Origin of the sequence: Paraburkholderia strydomiana (genome assembly GCF_031456815.1) — a bacterium.
GTDB lineage: Bacteria > Pseudomonadota > Gammaproteobacteria > Burkholderiales > Burkholderiaceae > Paraburkholderia > Paraburkholderia caledonica.
In genome coordinates this window covers 744,274-766,847 of the sequence record NZ_JAVDVL010000002.1, presented here as the reverse complement: position 1 = coordinate 766,847, position 22,574 = coordinate 744,274, and the positions used below count along the sequence as shown (strand labels likewise).

The 22,574-nt window shown below is 62.6% G+C and carries 17 protein-coding genes and 1 pseudogene; 16 read left to right on the top strand and 2 right to left on the bottom strand.

The genetic code is table 11. The features are described from left to right. Positions 1-141 precede the first annotated feature (141 nt). Both tkt and gap read left to right on the top strand, forming a co-directional pair. On the top strand, positions 142-2,163 hold the full coding sequence (gene tkt / locus J2W46_RS09100) for a transketolase (protein WP_310352948.1): 2,022 nt from the start codon (positions 142-144) through the stop codon (positions 2,161-2,163). 107 nt (positions 2,164-2,270) lie between these two features. After that, positions 2,271-3,281, top strand: a complete 1,011-nt coding sequence (gap, locus tag J2W46_RS09095; RefSeq protein WP_020071297.1) for a type I glyceraldehyde-3-phosphate dehydrogenase — start codon at positions 2,271-2,273, stop codon at positions 3,279-3,281. Positions 3,282-3,535: 254 nt separating this feature from the next. Here the strand turns inward: gap and fur are convergent, their stop codons facing one another. Further along, positions 3,536-3,964, bottom strand: a complete 429-nt coding sequence (gene fur / locus J2W46_RS09090; RefSeq protein WP_012434340.1) for a ferric iron uptake transcriptional regulator — start codon at positions 3,962-3,964, stop codon at positions 3,536-3,538. A gap of 158 nt (positions 3,965-4,122) precedes the next feature. Between fur and J2W46_RS09085 the strand changes: the two genes are divergently transcribed. The 12 genes and pseudogenes from J2W46_RS09085 to J2W46_RS09030 all read left to right on the top strand — a co-directional run bounded on the left by J2W46_RS09085 (position 4,123) and on the right by J2W46_RS09030 (position 18,314). Further along, positions 4,123-4,947 (top strand): outer membrane protein assembly factor BamE, encoded by an 825-nt coding sequence (locus J2W46_RS09085; RefSeq protein WP_310353107.1) that lies wholly within the window; start codon positions 4,123-4,125, stop codon positions 4,945-4,947. Between the two features lie 191 nt (positions 4,948-5,138). Beyond that, on the top strand, positions 5,139-5,936 hold the full coding sequence (gene dapB, locus J2W46_RS09080; protein ID WP_020071299.1) for a 4-hydroxy-tetrahydrodipicolinate reductase: 798 nt from the start codon (positions 5,139-5,141) through the stop codon (positions 5,934-5,936). Positions 5,937-5,993: 57 nt separating this feature from the next. Continuing rightward, entirely contained in the window at positions 5,994-6,704 is a 711-nt protein-coding gene (locus J2W46_RS09075; RefSeq protein ID WP_214883908.1) for a MotA/TolQ/ExbB proton channel family protein, read from the top strand. A 51-nt stretch (positions 6,705-6,755) separates the two neighbouring features. Further along, on the top strand, positions 6,756-7,187 hold the full coding sequence (locus tag J2W46_RS09070) for an ExbD/TolR family protein (RefSeq protein ID WP_204522442.1): 432 nt from the start codon (positions 6,756-6,758) through the stop codon (positions 7,185-7,187). A gap of 147 nt (positions 7,188-7,334) precedes the next feature. Beyond that, on the top strand, positions 7,335-9,926 hold the full coding sequence (gene leuS / locus J2W46_RS09065) for a leucine--tRNA ligase (protein ID WP_310352941.1): 2,592 nt from the start codon (positions 7,335-7,337) through the stop codon (positions 9,924-9,926). Positions 9,927-10,017: 91 nt separating this feature from the next. Beyond that, a complete protein-coding gene (locus tag J2W46_RS09060) occupies positions 10,018-10,572 on the top strand; it encodes an LPS-assembly lipoprotein LptE (RefSeq protein WP_204522440.1) in 555 nt (184 codons plus the stop codon). A gap of 36 nt (positions 10,573-10,608) precedes the next feature. Further along, entirely contained in the window at positions 10,609-11,718 is a 1,110-nt protein-coding gene (gene holA / locus J2W46_RS09055) for a DNA polymerase III subunit delta (protein ID WP_310352939.1), read from the top strand. A 272-nt stretch (positions 11,719-11,990) separates the two neighbouring features. After that, positions 11,991-13,262, top strand: a complete 1,272-nt coding sequence (locus J2W46_RS09050; RefSeq protein WP_310352938.1) for a glutamate-5-semialdehyde dehydrogenase — start codon at positions 11,991-11,993, stop codon at positions 13,260-13,262. Positions 13,263-13,467: 205 nt separating this feature from the next. After that, positions 13,468-13,884: a CopD family protein gene (locus J2W46_RS09045; RefSeq protein ID WP_020071306.1), complete on the top strand. Its 417-nt coding sequence runs from the start codon at positions 13,468-13,470 to the stop codon at positions 13,882-13,884. Between the two features lie 581 nt (positions 13,885-14,465). Further along, entirely contained in the window at positions 14,466-14,891 is a 426-nt protein-coding gene (locus tag J2W46_RS09040) for an ESPR-type extended signal peptide-containing protein (RefSeq protein ID WP_310352923.1), read from the top strand. Next, positions 14,804-16,615 (top strand): annotated as a pseudogene (locus J2W46_RS09035) (peptide transporter); the annotation flags it as partial. The gene J2W46_RS09040 and the pseudogene J2W46_RS09035, both read left to right, overlap by 88 nt. 7 nt (positions 16,616-16,622) lie before the next feature. After that, positions 16,623-18,314 carry a methyltransferase domain-containing protein gene (locus J2W46_RS09030; RefSeq protein ID WP_310352921.1) on the top strand — a complete coding sequence of 564 codons (1,692 nt, stop codon included), beginning with the start codon at positions 16,623-16,625 and terminating at the stop codon, positions 18,312-18,314. 182 nt (positions 18,315-18,496) lie between these two features. Here J2W46_RS09030 and J2W46_RS09025 read toward each other — a convergent pair whose 3' ends face one another. Next, positions 18,497-19,342 carry a MurR/RpiR family transcriptional regulator gene (locus tag J2W46_RS09025; protein WP_087752256.1) on the bottom strand — a complete coding sequence of 282 codons (846 nt, stop codon included), beginning with the start codon at positions 19,340-19,342 and terminating at the stop codon, positions 18,497-18,499. Positions 19,343-19,631: 289 nt separating this feature from the next. On the opposite strand from J2W46_RS09025, the gene edd reads away from it, so the two are divergent. Continuing rightward, positions 19,632-21,557: a phosphogluconate dehydratase gene (edd, locus tag J2W46_RS09020; protein ID WP_310352919.1), complete on the top strand. Its 1,926-nt coding sequence runs from the start codon at positions 19,632-19,634 to the stop codon at positions 21,555-21,557. 272 nt (positions 21,558-21,829) lie between these two features. Then, positions 21,830-22,471, top strand: coding sequence for a bifunctional 4-hydroxy-2-oxoglutarate aldolase/2-dehydro-3-deoxy-phosphogluconate aldolase (gene eda, locus J2W46_RS09015; protein WP_020069319.1), 642 nt, complete (start codon positions 21,830-21,832; stop codon positions 22,469-22,471). Positions 22,472-22,574 lie beyond the last annotated feature (103 nt).

The window sequence follows — 22,574 nt, the reverse complement described above, 5'->3', positions numbered from 1 at the left end:
AGAATGGCACGCTTTCAGCCTTGTCCGTTTGCTCTGCCGTTTCGCGTCTTCCGGCGCCGCACCGTGCGCCGAAGCGGACTGGCCGCCGAGCTTCCGGGCCTCAAGCGCGCACCGCTTTCTGACTCTGTCTCCGGACTCGACATGACGACCCCGTCTCCCGCACCCACTTCCTTGATGGCCAACGCAATCCGCGCGCTGTCCATGGACGCCGTTCAACAAGCGAATTCCGGGCACCCCGGCATGCCAATGGGCATGGCCGAAATCGGCGTGGCCCTGTGGTCGCGCCATCTGCGCCACAATCCGAAGAACCCGCAATGGGCGGACCGCGACCGCTTCGTTCTGTCGAACGGCCACGGTTCGATGCTGCTGTACTCGCTGCTTCATCTGACCGGCTACGACCTGCCGATCAGCGAACTGAAGAACTTCCGCCAGATGCATTCGAAGACGCCGGGCCACCCGGAATACGGCATTACGCCGGGCGTCGAAACGACCACCGGCCCGCTTGGCCAGGGTCTGGCGAACGCGGTCGGCATGGCGCTCGCGGAGTCGCTGCTCGCCACCGAATTCAACAAGCCCGACGCGAAGATCGTCGACCACCACACGTATGTGTTCGTCGGCGACGGCTGCCTGATGGAAGGCATTTCGCATGAAGCGTGTTCGCTCGCGGGCGTGCTGAAGCTGAACAAGCTGATCGCGTTCTACGACGACAACGGCATTTCCATCGACGGCGAGGTGGTGCACTGGTTCCACGACGACACGCCGAAGCGCTTTGAAGCATACGGCTGGAACGTGATTCCGAACGTGGTCGGCCACGATGTCGACGCAGTCGACGCCGCCATCAAAAAGGCCAAGCAATCGGACAAACCCACGCTGATCTGCTGCAAGACCGTGATCGGCGAAGGTGCGCCGACCAAAGCCGGTAGCCACGACTCGCACGGCGCGCCGCTCGGCGACAAGGAAATTGCGGCCACGCGCGAGGCCATCGGCTGGAAGTGGGAGCCGTTTGTGATTCCGCAGGAAGTCTACGCAGCGTGGGACGCGAAGGAAGCGGGCGCGCGTTTCGAATCCGACTGGGATAAGGCGTTCGCGGCTTATGCGGCGAAATATCCGCAAGAAGCGGCTGAATTCACGCGTCGTATGGGCAAGCAACTGCCCGCTGACTGGAAGGAAAAGGCGAAGGCGATCATCGCCGGCGCGAACGAGCGTGCCGAAACGGTCGCGACGCGCAAGGCATCGCAGCAGGCCATCGAGGCTTTGTCCACAGTGCTGCCGGAACTGCTCGGCGGCTCGGCCGACCTGACCGGCTCGAACCTGACCAACTGGAAGGCCGCGAAGCCCGTTCGCGTGAACGGCGAAGGCCGCGCGGCAGGCAATTACGTCAACTACGGCGTGCGCGAATTCGGCATGAGCGCCGCGATCAACGGCGTTGCGCTGCACGGCGGCTTCAAGGCTTTCGGCGGCACGTTCCTGACGTTCTCCGACTACAGCCGCAACGCGCTGCGCGTTGCCGCGCTGATGAAGGCGCCGTCCATCTTCGTGTTCACGCACGACTCGATCGGTCTCGGCGAAGACGGCCCGACTCACCAGTCGGTCGAACACGTAGCGAGCTTGCGTCTGATTCCGCATCTTCAGGTGTGGCGTCCCGCGGATACCGTCGAAACGGCGGTGGCGTGGACTCACGCGGTCGAACACCATGGTCCGTCGTGCCTGATTTTCAGCCGTCAGAACCTGCAGTTCTCGGAGCGCACGGACGCGCAGATCGCTAACATTGAGAAGGGCGGTTATGTGCTGCGCGACTGGAACGACGAGATCGTTGCGCGCAAAATCATCCTGATGGCCACCGGTTCGGAAGTCGAACTGGCGCTCAAGGCGGTCGAGCCGCTGGCGCGCGAGGGCATCGCGGCGCGCGTCGTCTCCATGCCGTCCACGACGGTGTTCGACAAGCAGGATGCGGAATACCGCGAACGCGTGCTGCCGCAAGGCGTGCGCCGTGTCGCGATCGAAGCGGGCGTGACGGATTTCTGGCGCAAGTACGTGGGTCTGGAAGGCGGCGTGGTCGGCATCGACACGTTCGGCGAATCGGCCCCGGCTGGCGTGCTGTTCAAGCATTTCGGCTTCACCGTCGAACACGTGGTAGAGACGGCCAAAGCCGCACTCGGCTGATCTGAAGCAAAGCGTTGCCGCACGGCTGAAGCAGGAGCACGAACGCGCGGCAACGCAGCCGGTCAGACGAACATCGACGTATTTTTTTAGTCATCAGGAGATAGATCATGACGATTCGCGTTGCAATCAACGGCTACGGCCGGATCGGCCGCAACACGCTGCGCGCCTTCTATGAAAACGGCAAGAAGCACGATATCGAAATCGTCGCCATCAACGATCTGGGCGATGCCAAGACCAATGCTCACCTGACGCAATACGACACCGCGCACGGCAAGTTCCCGGGCGAAGTGTCGGTGGACGGCGACTACCTGGTTGTGAACGGCGACAAGATCCGCGTGCTGGCCAACCGCAACCCGGCTGAACTGCCGTGGGGCGAGCTGAACGTCGACGTCGTGATGGAATGCACGGGCTTTTTCACGACGAAGGAAAAAGCAAGCGCGCACATCAAGGGCGGCGCGAAGAAGGTCATCATTTCGGCGCCGGGCGGTAAGGACGTCGACGCAACCATCGTCTACGGCGTGAACCACAACGTGCTGAAGGCATCGGACACGGTGATCTCGAACGCATCGTGCACGACGAACTGCCTCGCGCCGCTCGTCAAGCCGCTGAACGACAAGATCGGCCTCGTGAATGGCCTGATGACGACCATTCACGCGTACACGAACGACCAGGTTCTGACGGACGTGTACCACGAAGACCTGCGCCGCGCGCGCTCGGCCACGCATAGCCAGATCCCGACCAAGACGGGCGCTGCGTCGGCTGTCGGCCTGGTGCTGCCGGAACTGAACGGCAAGCTGGACGGCTACGCGATTCGCGTGCCGACCATCAACGTGTCGGTGGTCGATCTGTCGTTCATCGCCGCACGCGACACCACGGTCGAGGAAGTCAACTCGATCATGAAGGAAGCGTCGCAAGGCGCGCTGAAGGGCATCCTCGGCTACAACGACGCGCCGCTGGTGTCGATCGACTTCAACCACAACCCGGCTTCGTCGACGTTCGACGCAACGCTGACCAAGGTGTCGGGCCGCCTGGTGAAGGTGTCGAGCTGGTATGACAACGAGTGGGGCTTCTCGAACCGCATGCTGGACACGGCCGTGGCGCTCGCTAACGCGAAGTAAGCCGTTCTGTGCTTTTCCGGACGCCGTCGTTGCAACGTCGGCGGTTCGGTTTAGCGCGGTTTCCAAAAAAAGCCGCTCTTCGGAGCGGCTTTTTTACGCCCGCCGAGTGTCGAAATAGACGCCGGACGCCGCGGCGTTTCAGGCAACGAAATTCGCCCCACCAAAAAAAGGCCCGGCCGATTCAACCCGGCCGGGCCATTTTTCTGCTGATTGCTAATCGTTCGACCGCGCCCCCCGACACGGACGGCACCGCGTCAATGCTTGCGATGTGGACAGTTTTCCTTGGTGCAGGCGCCGTAGAGCGCCAGTGCGTGTTCCTGCAGCTTGAAGCCGCGTTCCTTCGCGATGGACTGCTGACGACTCTCGATTTCAGAGTCGAAAAATTCTTCGACGAGGCCGCAATCGAGGCACACGAGATGGTCGTGATGCGACCCTTCGTTCAGCTCGAAAACAGCCTTGCCCGATTCGAAATTACTGCGCGAGAGCAGGCCGGCCTGCTCGAATTGCGTCAGCACACGATAGACGGTGGCAAGACCGATATCGAGCTCCTCGTGCAGGAGGTTGCGGTACACGTCTTCGGCCGTCAGGTGACGCACCGGGCTGTGCTGGAAAATCTCGAGGATTTTGAGGCGCGGAAGGGTCGCCTTGAGCCCGATGTTCTTGAGATCGGTTGGATTGGTCATGACAAGGGATCCCTAGAGTACAATGCTGGGCTCTCATAGTAATGTGTTTTTGCCGTTCTGGTCATCTTCGATGGAATGAAACTCGCGCGGCTCGTCAGCGGGCCCGCACGGTGAGTGAAATGATTTCAAAATCTCAACTGATCTACCGGGGGAGCCGCATGCGGGGTACCTTGACCGCTGTTGCGGCTGTCGCGATTCTTGCAGGATGTTCCACGTACGACAGCCTCACCCAGCGGGTTGCTCAAAGCATCACGCCGTACCGGATTACCGTTGTGCAAGGCAACTTCGTTTCGAAAGAAGCCGCTGCGCAAATGCAGGTGGGCCTGTCGCGCGCACAGGTGCGTCAGTTGCTGGGCACGCCGCTCCTCGCCGACATGTTCCACGCAGATCGCTGGGACTACGTGTTCTATTTCAAGCGCGGCTCGACTAACGTCGTGCAGCAGCGCGACTTCGTGGTCAACTTCGCGGGCGATCGCGTCGCCAGCTGGAGCGGCGGCGAAGATCTGCCGTCCAACCTCGAACTGCTGGCTGAGATCGACGGTGACAAGCGCGGTAAGAAGGCCGCTGCCGCGAGCGTAGCGAGCAGCACAGGCGAGGCAAGCGCGCCGGTAGCCACGGCGCCGGTCACGGTCGACACCGCGCGTTCGCCGTCCGTCGAAGGTGCTGCCGCAGCGGCCGCGCCGTCTACCGACGCGAACGCTGAAGCCGCTCAAGCCGCGAATCGTGCGACGAATGCGGTGCAAGCGCCGTCGCGGAACACGCCGTCGTCGGTGCGCTCAACCGCTCCGACCGCGAATGCCGGCGGCATCCCGCCGCAAGGCCCGACGTCCGGTGGTCAGCCGCAGTTCCAGTTCCACCGTCCACCGCCGCCGCAATCGCCGTCGTCGCAGGACAATCCGGTCGGGCCGACGAGCTCGCAAAGCAGCGGCCCGACGCAGAACGCGCCGGTTGGCACGCCGTCCACTTCGGGAACGAGCCAGTAATAGCGCTGTCCTTGTTTTAAGACGGCCGCTGCGCAATCGCCCGCCGTGGAGTGTCACTCCAAAGTCGCTTCGGGCTTCGCGCGGCGCCGTCGGATTCTCTGCTGTTCCAGTCCCGCGCGGTGCGAGGGCGCGCTGCCCGCCGCCGCTTTTGCCCGCCTCTGCCGGGCTGTGTCTTTGGAACCCTCGTAGCCATGAAAATTGCGATTGCTGGCGCATCGGGCCGTATGGGCCGCATGCTCATCGAAACCGTTCTCAACGATTCCGACGCCACGCTGTCGGGCGCGCTCGACCGTGCGGGTTCTCCGCAACTCGGTCAGGACGCCGGCGCCTTTCTCGGCAAGCAGACGGGCGTGATGCTGACCGACGACATTGAACGTGTGTTCGCGGAATCGGATTACCTGATCGACTTCACGCGCCCTGAAGGCACGCTGATGCATCTGGAAGCCGCGCAGCGTCACAATGTGAAAATGGTGATCGGCACGACCGGCTTCGACAATGAGCAGAAGGCGCAACTGCGCGCCGCGGCGGACAACATCGCGATCATGTTCGCGTCGAATATGAGCGTGGGCGTGAACGTTACGCTCAAGCTGCTCGAGTACGCCGCGAAGCATTTCGCGACCGGCTACGACATCGAGATCATCGAGGCGCATCATCGTCACAAGGTCGATGCGCCGTCGGGCACCGCGCTGACAATGGGCGAAGTGATCGCCAACGCTCTCGGGCGCAATCTCGACGACTGCGCGGTCTATAGCCGCGAAGGCGTGACCGGCGAGCGCGATCCGTCCACGATCGGATTTTCGGCGATCCGCGGCGGCGATATCGTCGGCGACCATACGGTGCTGTTCGCCGGTATAGGCGAACGCATTGAAATCACGCACAAATCGGCGAGCCGCCTGTCGTACGCGCAGGGCGCGCTGCGTGCCGTGCGCTTCCTCGAAGGCCACCAGACCGGCTTCTTCGACATGCAAGACGTGCTCGGCCTGCGCTAAACGCGGCGCGCGCGGCTTATTTATCCGCACGAACTCACTTTTCCCTGGCGAAATCAAATGGCAGGCGGCAGCGGCATCATCCATTACCTGCAAACGAGCGACGCGATCACGCATGGCGTCGCTTATGTGCTGCTGGCGATGTCGATTGCGAGCTGGTGCTTCCTGATCGTCAAGGCCTGGGTGCTGGTGCGGGCCAAACGTCAGGCGACGCGCGCTGTCGCGCGCTTCTGGCAGGCGCCGACCCTCGCGGAAGGTGTCGCCGAATTGAAGCGCGCCGACCGCGAGCGCGTTTTCGCGCCGCTCGCAGAAGCGGCGCTCCATGCAGCCGAAGTCGATATTCCCGGCGCACTGCTTGCGCGCGTTGAGCGCAGCGAACGTGTGGTTCGCGCGCTGCGTCAGGCGCTCAATGCGTCGCAGCGCAGGCTCGAATTCGGCCAGGTGCTGCTGGCTTCGGTGGGCAGCACGGCGCCTTTCGTCGGCCTGCTCGGCACCGTTTGGGGCATTTATCACGCGCTCGGCAGCATTGCCGCGAGCGGTCAGGCGCAGATCGAGAACGTCGCCGGGCCGGTCGGCGAGGCGCTCATCATGACGGCCTTCGGTCTCGTGGTGGCGATTCCCGCAGTGCTCGCCTACAACGTGCTGGGGCGCCTCGTGCGGCAGCTGTCGGAGGAACTCGACGGATTCGCGCACGACCTGCACGCGTACGTGTGCGCGCCCGTGGGCCAGCCGCAAGCGCCGGTGCGCGGTCCGCAGGCCACGACTCACTAAGGGCAATAAGCGCAATCGGCACTAGGCGCGCGTCACGACATAGGAGGTGGCATGGCGTTCGGCGGACTGGAGAAAAAGCAGACGGCTGCACCGATGGCCGAGATCAACATGACGCCGCTGATCGACGTGATGCTGGTGCTGCTGGTGATTTTCATCATTACCGCGCCTTTATTCACGCACGCGATCCGGCTTGACCTGCCGAAGGTCGCGTCGGCGCCGGCGCGCGAAACGCCGCAAACCATTTCTCTTTCAATCGACGCCGCGGGCAAGCTCTATTGGGACGGCAGCGTCATCACGCTCGACCAGATGCGCGGGCGCTTCGCGCAAGCCGGCAAGCAGGCCGACCAGCCCGAAATTCATCTGCACGCCGAGCGCAATACGCGCTACGAGGTGATCGCGCAGGTCATGGGCGCCGCGCAGCAGGCCGGTCTTGAGCGCATCGGCTTCGTGACGGAGCCGCCGCCACCAGGCGCGCAGCAGTAGGCGCGCGGGCGCTCGCCACGCGGCGCAGCCGTCCGCGAACGGTATAATCAGCCCTTTCCCCGCAGTACGGGAAACGACGCCATTTCATCCAGCAAAAGCACCAAGCGGCCGGTGCGGAAGCACCGAACCCAGCGATCCCATCACACCATGCACGAAAAATACGTTCCCTCCGACGTCGAATCCGCCGCGCAAGGGCAATGGCGCGCCATCGACGCGTACAAGACATCGGAAACCACCGACAAGCCCAAGTTCTACTGCGTCTCGATGCTGCCGTATCCGTCGGGCAAGCTGCACATGGGGCACGTGCGCAACTACACGATCAACGACGTGATGTACCGCTATCTGCGGATGAACGGCTACAACGTGCTGATGCCGATGGGTTGGGACGCGTTCGGCATGCCGGCGGAAAACGCCGCGATGGCCAACAACGTGCCGCCGGCAAAGTGGACCTACGACAACATCGCTTACATGAAGAAGCAGATGCAGTCCATGGGCCTCGCGATCGACTGGTCGCGCGAAGTCGCCACCTGCAGCCCCGATTACTACAAGTGGAACCAGTGGTTGTTCCTGAAGATGCTGGAAAAGGGCATCGCGTACAAGAAAACCGGCACCGTGAACTGGGACCCGGTCGATCAAACGGTGCTCGCGAACGAGCAGGTGATCGACGGTCGCGGCTGGCGCTCGGGCGCGCTCGTCGAGAAGCGCGAAATCCCGATGTACTACATGCGCATCACGCAGTACGCAGACGAGTTGCTGAACGATCTGGAAGGCCTCGGCTGGCCGGAGCGCGTGAAGATCATGCAGCAGAACTGGATCGGCAAGAGCTTCGGTGTGAACTTCGGTTTTCCGTATGAAATCGACGGCGAACAGAAGCTGTTGCGTGTGTTCACCACGCGCGCCGACACGATCATGGGCGTGACCTTCGCCGCGATCGCGGCCGAGCATCCGCTTGCCACGCGTCTCGCGAAAGACAAGCCGGAACTGCAGGCGTTCATCGACGAATGCAAGCGCGGCGGCGTGGCGGAAGCCGACGTCGCGACCATGGAAAAGAAGGGCATGCGCACCGGCTTTTTCGTCAAGCATCCGCTCACGCAGGAACCGGTCGAAGTGTGGATCGGCAACTACGTGCTGATGACTTACGGCGAAGGCGCGGTGATGGGCGTGCCGGCGCACGACGAGCGCGATTTCGCGTTCGCGAAGAAATACGGTCTGCCGATCAAGCAGGTGGTGGCGGTCGAAGGCAAGGAATTTTCGACGCAGGCCTGGGAAGAGTGGTACGGCGAGAAGGGCGGTACGCTCGTCAACAGCGGCAAGTACGACGGCCTGAACTACGAACAGGCAGTGGACGCAATCGCCGCCGACCTGAAGGCGCTGGGTCTGGGCGACAAGCAGATCACGTGGCGTCTGCGTGATTGGGGCGTGTCGCGCCAGCGTTACTGGGGCACGCCGATTCCGATCATCCACTGCCCGAAGTGCGGGGACGTGCCGGTACCGGAAAAAGACCTGCCCGTCGTGCTGCCCGAGGACCTCGTGCCGGACGGCACGGGCAATCCCCTTGCGAAGTCCGAAGCGTTCGTGAATTGCACCTGCCCGACCTGTGGCAGCGCGGCCAAACGCGAGACGGACACGATGGACACGTTCGTCGATTCGTCGTGGTACTTCTACCGCTACGCATCGCCGGGCGCACCGACCATGGTCGATGAGCGCACCGACTACTGGGCGCCGATGGACCAGTACATCGGCGGCATCGAGCACGCGATTCTGCACCTGTTGTACTCGCGCTTCTGGGCGAAAGTGATGCGCGACCTCGGTCTCGTCAAGTTCGGCGAGCCGGCGAAAAACCTGCTCACGCAGGGCATGGTGCTCAACGAAACCTACTATCGGGAAGACGCCACGGGCAAGAAAACCTGGTACAACCCGGCCGACGTCACCGTTTCCTTCGACGACAAAGGCCGCCCGGTCGGTGCCGTGCTGAACTCGGACGGCCTGCCGGTCGTGCTGGGCGGCGTCGAGAAGATGTCGAAGTCGAAGAACAACGGCGTCGATCCGCAATCCCTGATCGATCAGCACGGCGCGGACACCGCGCGTCTGTTCGTCATGTTCGCCGCACCGCCCGAGCAGCAGCTGGAGTGGTCGGGCTCGGGCGTGGAAGGCGCGAGCCGCTTCCTGCGCCGCGTGTGGAGCTTTGGTCACGCGAACGAAGCGGCGCTGCGCGCAGGCGGCCAGTTCGACGCCGCGCAACTCGCCGATGCTGACAAACTGCTGCGTCGCGAAATCTACAGCGTGCTCAAGCAGGCTGACTTCGACTACCAGCGTTTGCAGTACAACACGGTCGTGTCGGCCGCGATGAAAATGCTCAACGCGCTCGACAGCGCAAAGGGCGCGCAGCCTGCTGTGTTGCGCGAAACTTATGGTGTGATGCTGCGCGTGCTGTATCCGGTCGTGCCGCACCTCACGTTCCAGTTGTGGCAGGAACTCGGTTACGCCGACGAGTTCGGCTCGCTGCTCGACGCGCCGTGGCCCAAGGTCGACGAGAAGGCGCTCGAGCAATCGGAGATCGAACTCGTGCTGCAGGTGAACGGCAAGGTGCGCGGCGCGCTGACGGTGTCGAAAGACGCGTCGCGCGAATCGATCGAGCAGTTGGCGGCCGCGCATGAAATGGTCGTGAAATTCAGCGAAGGCAAGGCGCCCAAGAAGATTGTCGTGGTGCCGGGCCGCCTCGTGAACGTGGTCGTTTGACGATCCAGCAGCATCTGTCAACAGGCATGGCGCCGTCGCGTGCGGCGGCGCGTGCCTCTCGCCGGGAACCCACTGCGAACCAGGAGCCAATGTGACTCGCAGATCGTTTTTTCTGACGCTGGCTTGCAGCGTATTGATGTTGTCCGCGTGCGGTTTTCAATTGCGCGGCCAGCAGGACTATGCGTTCAAGCGCCTGTTCGTCGCCGGCGGCTCGGCATCGGCGAACGCGCGGCTCGCGCGCATGGTGCAAGGCGGCAGCGACACGGTCGTGGTGAACTCGGTGACCAGCGCGGACGCTACGCTGCAGATTACCGAAGGCCGCGGCTACAGCACGCTGACGCTGAACTCGCTGGGCGTCGTGGAAGAGTATCAATTGAATCTCTCCATGAACTACTCGCTGATCGGCAAGGACGGCACGGTGCTGATTCCGCCGAGCGTGATCGCACTGAACCGCGCGATGACCTATAGCGACAAGTACTCGCAAGCGAAAGCCGCCGAGTCGGACATCCTCTTCGCCGACATGGAAAACGACGCGATCGACCAGCTCACGCGCCGTCTGTCGAGCGTGCGTTCGCTGCATCCGGCGCCGGGCGAGCAGGTGCCGGCCGTCGCGCCGCGCGCGCCTTTGCCGCCGCCGCCGCTGTGAGCGCGGGCGTCGACGGGATCTGAGAAATACATAGCCATGCAACTGCGACTTGACGCGCTCGAAGCGCATCTCGCCAAGGGACTCGCCGGACTGTACGTCGTGTACGGCGACGAGCATCTGCTCGCGCAGGAAGCGTGCGACCGGATTCGTGCGGCGGCGCGCGCGGCCGGCTTCACCGATCGCTCGGTGTTCACCGTGGAGCGCGGTTTCGACTGGAGTTCGCTGTTGGGCGCGAGCCAGTCGATGTCGCTGTTCGGTGACCGTCAACTGGTCGAACTGCGCATTCCGTCGGGCAAGCCCGGCAAGGAAGGCGCAGATGCGCTGAAAGCGCTGGCGGCCGCCGTCAATGACGACGTCTTGACCATGATCACGCTGCCGCGGCTCGACGCGGCCACGCAGAAATCCGCCTGGTTCACAGCGCTTGCCGACGCGGGCGTCGCGTTGAAAATCGATCCGGTCGAGCGCGCGCAGTTGCCGAACTGGGTCGGCCAGCGGCTCGCGGCGCAAGGCCAGCGGGTCGCCGCCGGGGAAGAAGGGCGGCGCGCGCTCGCGTTCATCGCCGAGCGTGTCGAAGGCAACCTGCTCGCGGCGCATCAGGAAATTCAGAAGCTCGGCTTGCTTTATCCGGCCGGCTCGCTGAGCTTCGAGCAGATTCACGACGCCGTGCTCAACGTCGCGCGCTACGACGTGTTCAAGCTGAACGAGGCGATGCTCGCGGGCGACGTCGGCCGTCTGTCGCGCATGCTCGACGGACTGCGCGGCGAAGGCGAAGCTGCGGTCCTCGTGCTGTGGGCGGTCGTCGAAGAATTGCGTACGCTTTTGCGCATCAAACGCGGCGTCGCGGCCGGCAAACCGCTCGCGATGCTGGTGCGCGAGAACCGCGTGTGGGGGCCGCGCGAGCGGTTGATCGGGCCGGCTTTGTCACGCGTTACCGAGGCCTCGCTGGAAAAAGCGCTGGCGCTGGCGGCGCGGCTTGATCGCCAGGTCAAGGGTTTGTCGGGTGGCACGCCTGGCAATCATCGCAATGACCCGCCGCCCGATCCTTGGGACGGCTTGTTTGAACTCGCGATGACGGTCGCGTCGCCGAAAACGGCGCCTGTTCCGCCGCCGCGACCTCGGGGCGCAGCCGGGGGCAGGCCGGCGTGATCCGGTAATGCAGGCCAGGCTGTGGTCACATTCGCTGTGGGCACATGCAGGGGTGACGAGCGCCGCGGCTCTGGCGGACGGCTAAACCGTCCGGACCACGAGTTCGCTTTAGCCTGCCGGGCTTCGCGTGCTGAAGATTGGCGGCTTCCGCGGGATAGATAGCGCTGGCCACCATCGCAAGCAGAGCGCGTTGCCCCGACTTACAATCGTTGAATCATTCGCTAAACAGCCTTTGCGCCGCACGTCGACGTGCGCGCCATCACGAGAATCACATGGATATCGACCAGTACATGACCGACCTCGGCCGCCGCGCCCGCCAGGCCTCGCGTGCGATGGCGCGGGCGTCGACGGCCGCGAAGAACGCGGCACTCGCGGCAGTCGCAGCGGGTATCGAGCGCGACGCCGCGTTGCTCAAGGAAGCCAACGCGCGTGACCTCGCGCGGGCACGCGACAAAGGCCACGACGCGGCTTTCATCGACCGGCTGACTTTGTCGGACAAAGCGCTGAAAACGATGGTCGAAGGCCTGCGCCAGGTCGCGGCGCTCGCCGACCCGATCGGCGAGATCAGCAATCTGAAGTACCGCCCAAGCGGAATTCAGGTCGGGCAGATGCGCGTGCCGCTCGGTGTGATCGGCATCATCTACGAATCGCGTCCGAACGTGACGATCGACGCCGCCGCGCTCTGCCTGAAGTCGGGCAACGCCACGATCCTGCGCGGCGGTTCGGAAGCGTTGGAATGCAACACGGCGCTCGCGAAGCTGATCGGCGAGGGGCTCGAAGCTGCCGGTTTGCCGCAGGACGCCGTGCAGGTTGCCGCGACTGCGGACCGCGCCGCGGTCGGCAAGCTGATCACAATGACCGAGTACGTCGACGTAATCGTTCCGCGCGGTGGCAAGAGCCTGATCGAGCGGCTGATGAACGAAGCGCGAGTGCCGATGATCAAGCACCTCGACGGCATCTGCCACGTGTACGTGGACGATCGCGCGGATCTCGCGAAGGCGCTGACGGTTTGCGACAACGCCAAGACGCACCGTTATGGCACCTGCAACACGATGGAGACGCTGCTCGTCGCGCGTGATATCGCATCGACGGTGTTGCCGCCTCTTGGCAAGCTGTATCGCGAGAAAGAAGTCGAGTTGCGCGTGGACGCGGCGGCGCGTGCGGTGCTGGCCGACGCGGGCGTGGGCCCGCTGGTCGATGCAACGGAAGATGACTGGCGCACCGAATATCTCGCGCCGGTGCTGGCGATCAAGGTGGTCGACGATCTGGACGCGGCGATCGAGCACATCAACACCTATAGCTCGCAGCACACCGACGCGATCGTCACCGAAGACCACGACCGCGCCATGCGTTTCCTGCGCGAAGTGGATTCGGCAAGCGTGATGGTGAATGCATCGACACGTTTCGCCGACGGCTTCGAGTTTGGCCTTGGCGCCGAAATCGGCATCTCAAATGACAAGCTTCATGCGCGCGGTCCGGTGGGGCTGGAAGGTTTGACGTCGCTGAAGTACGTCGTGCTCGGACATGGCGAAGGGCGTCAATAAGCGCTCATCCAATGGTAAGCGTGGCCGTGCAACGCGGCCACGTTTGTCCGCCTGTCTACGCCTCGTGGCGATGCCGCGACCGTCGGTCACTGTGCGTCGCAATGGATGACCGCCATGATTGCCGCCGCTGATCACAACAGGCTGTCACCACAGGCTGGCCACGACACGCTGGTTACAACACTCAACACGCACCCAAGGACATCCGATGCTCTGGATCAAGACGTTTCATATCGTTCTGGTCGCTTCCTGGTTTGCCGGTCTGTTCTATTTGCCGCGCATTTTCGTCAACCTGGCGATGGAAACCGAGCCGGCGGCGGTGAAGCGTCTCCTGATCATGGCGCGCAAGCTGTTTCGCTTCATGTCGTTTATCGCCGTGCCGGCGCTCATTTGCGGGTTATGGCTCTGGCTCGTCGTGGGAATCGGACAAGGACAGGGCTGGATTCATGCGAAGGTCGGCGTCGTCGCGCTGCTGGTGATTTACCATGCGTACTGCGGCGTGTTGCTGCGGACATTCGAGCGCGGGCAGAACCGTCGCACGCACAAGTGGTATCGGATGTTCAACGAACTGCCCGTGCTCGGGATGCTGGCAGCGGTCGCACTGGTGGTCATCAAGCCATTCTGATTTGAGCCACACGCGTAGCGTGTCGGATGACTAATTGTTCGCATGTTTCGCTGCGAGTAGTGTCGCTCGCGGCGTGACGAGTAACGTAGTGGCTTGACTTTAGCGACGCGGCATTCCCCGCCGCTCGGCTGCAAGAATGAATGCGTGAAGCGCGCCCCCTGGAAGCGGTCCGCACACTCTGTGGGCATCCTAAATTTCCGCTTTCTCATCGGTTTCAGGCGCTGAACCCTGCCGCGTTGGTTAAGACTTTTCTGAATTGTGGTGCGGCAGGTTTGCCGCGCTTGTCCGTGCGCGGCATCCTTCGCCGCTAATATCAGCGGACTCGCTTCTCATCGAATTTCCTGCTTGCGTCCATCGCGCAAGCGCCTCACGGACTCTTCCATTCTCTCGCCGCTAGTCTGCTAGACGGCAAGCCCGCCTATGCGCCCTAAAGCGCGCCGCATCGACTCCACGTTTGTCTGCAAACGCCTGCCGCCGCAGGACGCGCTTTTAGTCCTCGTCTGATTCTGTCTGTTGGACGCGTCTCATATTCTCAGCTTCGAACATTAGCAAAGCACGACGGCATAGCCCCGCTTCGCTCAATGTCGAGCCGCAGTGCGCGGTTGTCGTGTGTCCAACTTAATTATGAGTCTTTCATGAACAAGAATCGGTTCCGCCGGGTATTTAGCAAACGTCTCGGCATGCTCGTCGCTGTTGCGGAAAACGTCGCGAGTCAAGGTAAGCAAGCAGGTGAAAGCGCCGGCGTGGGTCCTTCGGGCCGCGAACTGGGCGTCGTTTCCACGATGACCGCCATGGCCGTCGCGCTCGTCGCATTTCAGCCGTCGGTGAGCCGCGCGCAGTCGCTGCCGACCAACGGCCAGGTGATGGCCGGCCAGGCGAGCATTTCGCAAAACACCAACACGATGACCGTCAATCAAGGTACGCAACGTACCGCCGTGAACACGAAAAGGCGAGCCGCGAACTGCTTCAGCTGCTCAGCAAGATCGACCAGCATTACGGCATCCTGATGGACGTCGACGTCTGGGCTCAATCGAATGAAGCCCAGGACATCATGGACGATCACCTGCTCGCACGTCTCACGTCCGCAATCACGAGCCTTGTGACTGATCCGAAGTTCACGTTCTCCGACGCAGGTATTGTTCGCACGGCGTTGTTCCAGCGTTGGCTTGCCGCGATGTTTGCCGCGAGCCCGTTCCGCAACGCCGATCACATTCTTCGGTCGCTTGGCGTCGACGAGCACGCGCGCAATGCCATCGAGCTGCGCAACAGCGAAGTCCGCAAGTTCCAGCTGTTTTATCTGCCGGAGTCGGAAGTCCGTCTCGACTGGGACGCGCTGTGGAAACTCGACAAGACGATGGCCGCATCTCTTGCGATGACGATCATGTCGTCGCGTTTTCTCGGCACGCCGTCGGCGCACCAGAAGCGCGAACTGCTGCTGCGTTGGTTGCCCGAGCGGCTCGAGCAGATCGACAGCATCGATTCCCTGCCGATGGGCGTCTTGCACGACGTCTACATGCACTGCAGCTACGCGGACATGGCGGCCAAGCACGACATCAAGAAGCCGATCAACGCGCTGATTCGCCGCAAGCTCGAGTCGCTTGGCATTACGGACGTCACGCGCACGGCCGCTCGTGTCGAGGGTGAGAAGCCGGTGCTCCTGGTCGTGCTCGAATGGTTCTCGAAGAACCACTCCATCTATCGCACGCATTCGCAGACGCTCGTCGCGATGCGCGACAAGTTCCACCTGATCGGCATGGGCTACGACGGCCGTGTTGACGATGCCGGCAAGGCGGTATTCCATGAGTTCATCCCGCTGCAAGGCGCGAACGTGTGGGAAGCCGCGCGTCATGTACGGGATACGAGCGAAGCGCGCAACGCGCAGCAGATGTACATGCCGAGCGTCGGCATGTTCCCGATCACAATGGTCCTCGCGTGCCTGCGCGTCGCGCCTTTGCAATTGATGGCGCTGGGTCATCCGGCCACGACACACGGTCATGCAATGGATTACGTCGTGGTCGAAGAAGACTATGTGGGCGACGAAGCATGCTTTAGCGAAAAGCTGTTGAAGCTGCCCTCTGACGGCATGCCGTATCGCGCGCCGGCCGCCATGCTAGAACTGGAACTGCCGGCTGAGAAAGAGCCGTCCAATGTCGTGAAAATTGCAGTGGCGGGCACGACGATCAAGCTCAATCCAGGTTTCCTGCACACGTGCGCAGCGATCGCCCGCGAAGCAAGCGTGCCGGTGGAGTTCCATTTCCTGGTAGGTCAGGCAACCGGTCTCGTATTTCCGCAGGTGCGCAACCTGATACGTCGATTGCTTGGGAAAAATGCTGTCGTTCACAAGCATCAGGGCTACGCCGGTTATATGAAGGTGATCGCCGGTTGCGACATGTTCCTGAACCCGTTCCCGTTCGGCAACACGAACGGAATCGTCGATACGGTCTGGGCCGGGCTCGTGGGTGTCTGCAAGACAGGCCGCGAAGTGCATGAACATATCGACGAAGGTATGTTCCGCCGCCTCGGTTTCCCCGAGTGGACCATCACGAAGACGAACGACGAATACAAGGCATCCGCGCTGCGTCTGATCGAAAACGCGCACGAACGCCGCGAATTGGCCGCGGCAATGGCAGGCCCGAAGGCCATTGAAAAACTGATCTTCCACGGACGTCCGGAAATCCTGGGTGAGCGTATGCAAGCGTTGTGGCTCGACAAGCTGCATGGAGCGCAGTGAGACGAACATGAAAGAGACCAGCAAATCCGCTATGCGTCGCGCACGCGACCCGTCGTTCCAGCAGCACTACTTCGCGGGCAAAGGCATTGACATCGGCGCCGGCGACGACCCGCTGAACGCGCATGCACACGCCTTTCCGCGCGTGACGGAGATCGTGTCCTGGGACAAGGCGCAAGGCGACGCGCTTCGCATGGCGGGCGCACCGGACGCATCGTTCGACTTCGTGCACTCGAGCCATTGCCTCGAACACCTGGCCAATCCGTTTCAGGGACTGGCCAGATGGCTGGAACTGCTCAAGCCGGGCGGCTATGCGATCCTGACCGTTCCCGACGAAGATCTGTATGAGAAGGGCAAGTGGCCGAGCCCGTTCAATCGCGAGCACAAGGTCAGCTTCACGATCTGCAAACCGGAGAAAACGCTGCCGGGCTCAGTGAACGTGCTGGATCTGGTGCGTGCATTCGCGCCGGTCGCGTCGTGCGAACGCGTAACTCTGGTGCGTGAGAATTACGATGAGCGGCGCGCGAATGTCGATCAGACAGCGCGTGGTCTCGCCGAATGTGCGATCGAAATCGTGCTGCGAAAGCGCGCGTTACCGAGCGCGCGCGAGATGATGAACGTTGCGTCGAAGGCGCGAGACGCGCAGGAAAGTCTGCGTGCCTGGCGACTCGCCGTGAAAACGTATCCCTACCGCTTCGAGGTCTATCACGGTGCGACGCTTGCATGGTTGCGCTGGGAGCTGATCGAAGATATCGACCGACTGTGGGCTCAATGCATCGAATGTCTGCCGGATCAGCATCTGCCGCGGCTCTATCACGCGTTGCACACCATCGCGCGAGGCAAGATACAGGAAGGTTTCCGCACGCGCGAATCGTGGATGAGCAAGTTCGGATGGCAGCGCCGCACGACAGTGCAACCGCCGTCGACGATTCGTGCCTGGTCCGGCGAGCCGCTCGGCGGGAAGTCGATCGTGATATGGAGCGAGTTCGGTCTCGGCGACGAAATATTCTTCTTGCGATTCGCGCGTATTCTGCGTGAGCGATGTGGCGCTGCGCAGGTGTCGGTGGTATGTCAGGCACCGCTCGTGGCGTTGTTCGAGCGCTCGGGAGAGGCCGACACGGTGCTCAGCGTCGCGCAAGCCGCCGAGTTGCCGCCGCACGACTACTGGGTTTTTCCGCATGCGATTCCCGCTCACGTCGCGTTGGACCTCGAAGCGTTGCCGAAGTCGGTGCCATACCTGCACGCGCCGGGCACAACCGGCTTCGCTGCGTTGACGGAAAGTAAGAGCAAGCTGAAAGTGGGTGTCGTGTTCAAAGGCGCGCCGACCCATGAGAACGACAGACAGCGGTCATTGCCATCGCTTTCTGTGCTGGACGACCTTTTCAAGGTAGATGACGCGGAGTTCTTCAGTTTGCAGAAGGGCGCAGGTGCCGACGAAGCTGCGGACTACGCGAAGCGTCTGCCGAACTTCCACGATGTCGGCGCTTCGCTGCGCACCATGGACGAGACCGCCAACGCGATCGCCGCGCTCGACGTCGTGCTGACCGTGGATACGTCGGTCGCGCATGTGGCGGCTGCAATGGGCAAGCCGGTGTGGTTGATGCTGCCGTTCTTCGGCGACTGGCGCTGGCACTACACGCGCAATGACAGTCCGTGGTATCCGACGATGCGTCTGTTCCGTCGGCTTCCGGGCGGCGACTGATCGGAAGTGGTCGCTCGCATTCGCGGCCGCTTGCTGATGGCGCTGACCTCGGGCGACGCAAACTTGTGATTACCCAGGTGTCCCTTCGAGCGACACAAAACAAACGGGCTCCCTTGGGAGCCCGTTTTGCATTCAGGTAAATGAACACACAGCGAAAGCGGATTGCTCCCCTGCGCAACCCTTCATCCGTCTGTCCCGATCCTTCTGCGCGCAATCAGTTCCTTCGCATCGGCCAGTTTCTCCGCAAGCTCCGGCCCGCGTTTTAGCGCGACGCCCACCGCGAGAATGTCGCCGATCGCAAGATGCGAAGTGCGCGACGTCATCGGCGAAAAGATATCGGTGTCTTCGTCGATGTTGGCGAAAAGTCCTACCGACGCAATCCGCGCGAGTGGCGAGTTGCCATGCGTCACGGCGATCACTTTTGCGCCGCCGGCCACCGCCGACCTGGCTGCATCGACGATATCGCGCGTGCGCCCCGTGTTCGAAATCGCGACCACGACGTCGCCCTGGCCGAGCATCGCTGCCGACATCAGGAACGTATGCGGATCCGAGTAGGCGACGCTAGGCATGCCTAGCCGGAAGAACTTGTGCTGCATGTCGAGCGCGGTGATACCCGAACCGCCGGCGCCGTAGAACTCGATCCGCTTCGCTTGCGCGAGTACGTCGATCGCCGCCGCGACACTATCTGACGACAGATTGTTGCGCACCTGGATCAGCGCGCCGATCGTCCGGTCGAATACCTTGGCGGCGACGCCCGGCGCCGGTTCGTCCGCGCGCACGTCCCGATAAACGGCAGGTACTTCAGTCGCAATGCCTTGCGCGAGCCGGATCTTGAACTCGCGGAATCCCGAGAAGCCGAGCGCATGACAAAAACGCGCGATGGTCGGCTGGCTCACGCCCGCACGCGCGGCGACTTCCGTCATCGAAAGGTCGAGCACCTCGCGCGGCGCCTCGATCACGTAATCGGCCAGCTTGCGCTCGGACGGGCGCAACTGCTCGCGCATCTCTTCAACCTGGGACAGCATCATCGGAAATCTCGCACTATGCTGAAGAATGCGTGGACTATAACTGATTGCCAAGTATGTACAAAAACTACATCCGTGCCGTAGGTGTTATCCCTTAGCTCTTCGCCGAATCTCGCGGATCAGCCGTCAGTAAGGCGTTGAGCGGGATTTCTGATGTCGCATTGCAGCAGGGATTCCGATTGCGAACGTGTAGTTTTTCTACTAACATTGCCGTCGTTGGTTGATTCGACTCTCTGCGATATCTATCTCGCATCATGTCCGCGCGCCCGCCGCCAGCGACGAAGGAGCTCCGATGGTTTCCCCGCATTCGCAATTGTTAAAGGTCACGCAGCGCGTGGTCGAACGCAGCAAGCCGACTCGCGAGGCGTACCTCGCGCGCATTCACGAGGCGCAGGGCAGGTTCCCGGCGCGCGGCGCGCTTTCCTGCGCCAATCTGGCCCACGGTTTCGCGGGCCTGGAAGGCAATGACAAGCTCGTCATCAAGCAGATTCGTGAACCGAACATCGGCATTGTCTCCTCGTACAACGAGATGCTGTCGGCTCACGCGCCGTACAAAAACTACCCGGACATCATCAAGCAGGCTGCGCGCGAGAACGGCGGCGTCGCTCAGTTCGCGGGCGGCGTGCCGGCCATGTGCGACGGCATTACGCAAGGCAACGCGGGCATGGAGTTGTCGCTCTTCTCGCGCGAAGTCATCGCGATGAGCACCGCGGTTGCGCTTACGCACAATATGTTCGACGCGGCGCTGTGCCTCGGCATCTGCGACAAGATCGTGCCGGGTCTGTTGATCGGCGCGCTGCAGTTCGGCCATCTGCCGACCATCTTCGTGCCGGCCGGCCCCATGACGAGCGGTCTTTCGAACGACGACAAAGCCAAGACGCGCCAGCAGTTCGCGACCGGCCAGTGCGGCCGCGACGCGCTACTCGAAGCGGAAGCCGCCGCCTATCACGGCCACGGCACCTGCACGTTCTACGGCACAGCGAACAGCAACCAGATGCTGATGGAAATCATGGGCCTGCACCTGCCCGGCTCGGCTTTCGTGCATCCGCATACGCCGTTGCGCGACGCGTTGACCGCGCAGGCCGCGCGCCGCGTGCTTGATCTGACCGTCGAGCGCGGTCACTACATGCCGATTGGTCACGTGATCGACGAGAAAGCGATCGTCAACGGTATCGTCGCTCTGCTGGCGACAGGCGGCTCGACCAATCACACGCTGCATCTCGTCGCGATTGCCCGCGCCGCCGGCATCGTGATCGATTGGGACGACTTCGACACGCTGTCGCAAGCGGTGCCGCTGCTCGCGAAGATCTATCCGAATGGCAAAGCCGACGTAAATCATTTCCACGCCGCCGGCGGCGTGGCGTTCCTCGTGCGCAATCTGCTCGAAGGCGGATTGCTGCATGAAGACGTCAACACGGTGGCGGGCAAGGGCCTTCATCACTACACGGAAGAACCGAAGCTGCTCGACGGCAAGCTGCAATGGGTTCCCGGCGTACAGGCCAGCGAAGACACGGCAGTGTTGCGCGGCATCAAGGAGCCTTTCCAGGCGGACGGCGGCCTGCGTTTAATGCAGGGCAAGCTTGGCCGCGGCGTAATCAAGATCTCGGCCGTCGCGCAGCAGCATCGCAAGGTGAAAGCGCCGGCCATCGTATTCGACTCGCAGGAAGCCGTGCAGGAAGCGTTCGATAACGGCGAACTGAAGCGTGACTTCATTGCCGTGGTGCGTTTCCAGGGCGCGCGGGCAAACGGCATGCCGGAACTGCATCGTTTGACGCCGCTGCTCGGTGTGTTGCAGGATCAAGGTTTCCATGTCGCGCTGGTCACGGACGGGCGCATGTCTGGAGCGTCGGGTAAGGTGCCCGCGGTGATCCATCTGTCGCCGGAAGCACTGCTGCAAGGGCCGATTGGCAAGGTGCGCAGCGGCGACATGCTGGTGATCGACGCCGAAGCAGGCGTGCTCGACATCGAAATCGACCCGGCCGAGTGGGCTGCGCGCCCGAACGCTGTGCCGCTGCATCAGGCGGAGAACGAAGTCGGTTTCGGCCGCGAGCTGTTCGGTGTGTTCCGCGCGGCGGCAGCGCCTGCGGAGCAGGGCGCGTCGGTGTTCGGGCCGATGGTGGGGGAACGTGCGACATCGCACGGCGAGCACACCGCGCCTGCAGAGAACCATGTGGGTGAGTCGGGCGTGACTGTTGCGAGCACCACGCAGGCGGGGTAAGCGGTACCCGCCGCGTGAGTTGAGTGGCGCAGCAAATCGGACGAGACAGGTACGAACCGGACCGGGTAGGTTGATCGACCAACGCGACTAACGGGACTAACGGGACTAACGGGACTGACCAGGCAGCTGACGAAGCGGATTGACCGGCACGTCCAGCTAAGCCGATTGACCAACGGACTTGCCAGGCGAGCTGAGTCGTCAGAAAAAACCGGCAATCAATCCAGCCAGCCAAGCGCGCCAACCGGCAGCTGGCAGAAACAAGGAGTTTGACAATGACGTCGAAAACAGTAAGCGATATCGTGCGCCTCGGTCCGGTGATTCCGGTGCTAGCGTTCGATTCCGCCGAGCAGGGCGAACACGTGTCGCGCGCATTGCATGCGGGCGGCGTGAAGGTGCTCGAAATCACGCTGCGCACGGCTGCCGGCCTGGAAGCGATTGAGCGCGCGAGCCACCTTGCCGATGACATCGTCGTCGGCGTCGGCACGATCACGCGACCCGAGCACTGCGCTCAGGCGAAGAAAGCAGGCGCGCAGTTCGGTGTCTCGCCGGGCCTCACGAAGGACATGCACAAAGCTGCGCAGGACGCCGGATTGCCGCTTCTGCCTGGCGTGATGACGCCGAGCGACATCATCACCGCGCTTGAACTCGGTTACGAGATCGTGAAGTTTTTCCCGGCGCAGCAAGCGGGCGGTGTGCCAATGCTGCAAGCTTTTCATGGCCCGTTCCCGACGCTGAAGTTTTGCCCGACCGGCGGCATCACCGCGGAAACGGCCACGCACTTCCTGTCGTTGCCGAACGTGGTGTGCGTCGGCGGATCATGGCTCACGCCGAAAGCCGCACTGGCCGCGCAGAACTGGGAAGAAGTCACGCGTCTTGCTCGCGCCGCGAGCCAGTTGGCCGCGCCCGCTCACTAGCTCTTATCCGCCGCATCTAGCCAGGTCAACGAGCCAGGAAAGCAAAAGCCTCGTCGATACAGCCGCTTCGGCTGTCGCGGCGAGGCTTCGTTGCAAATATGCT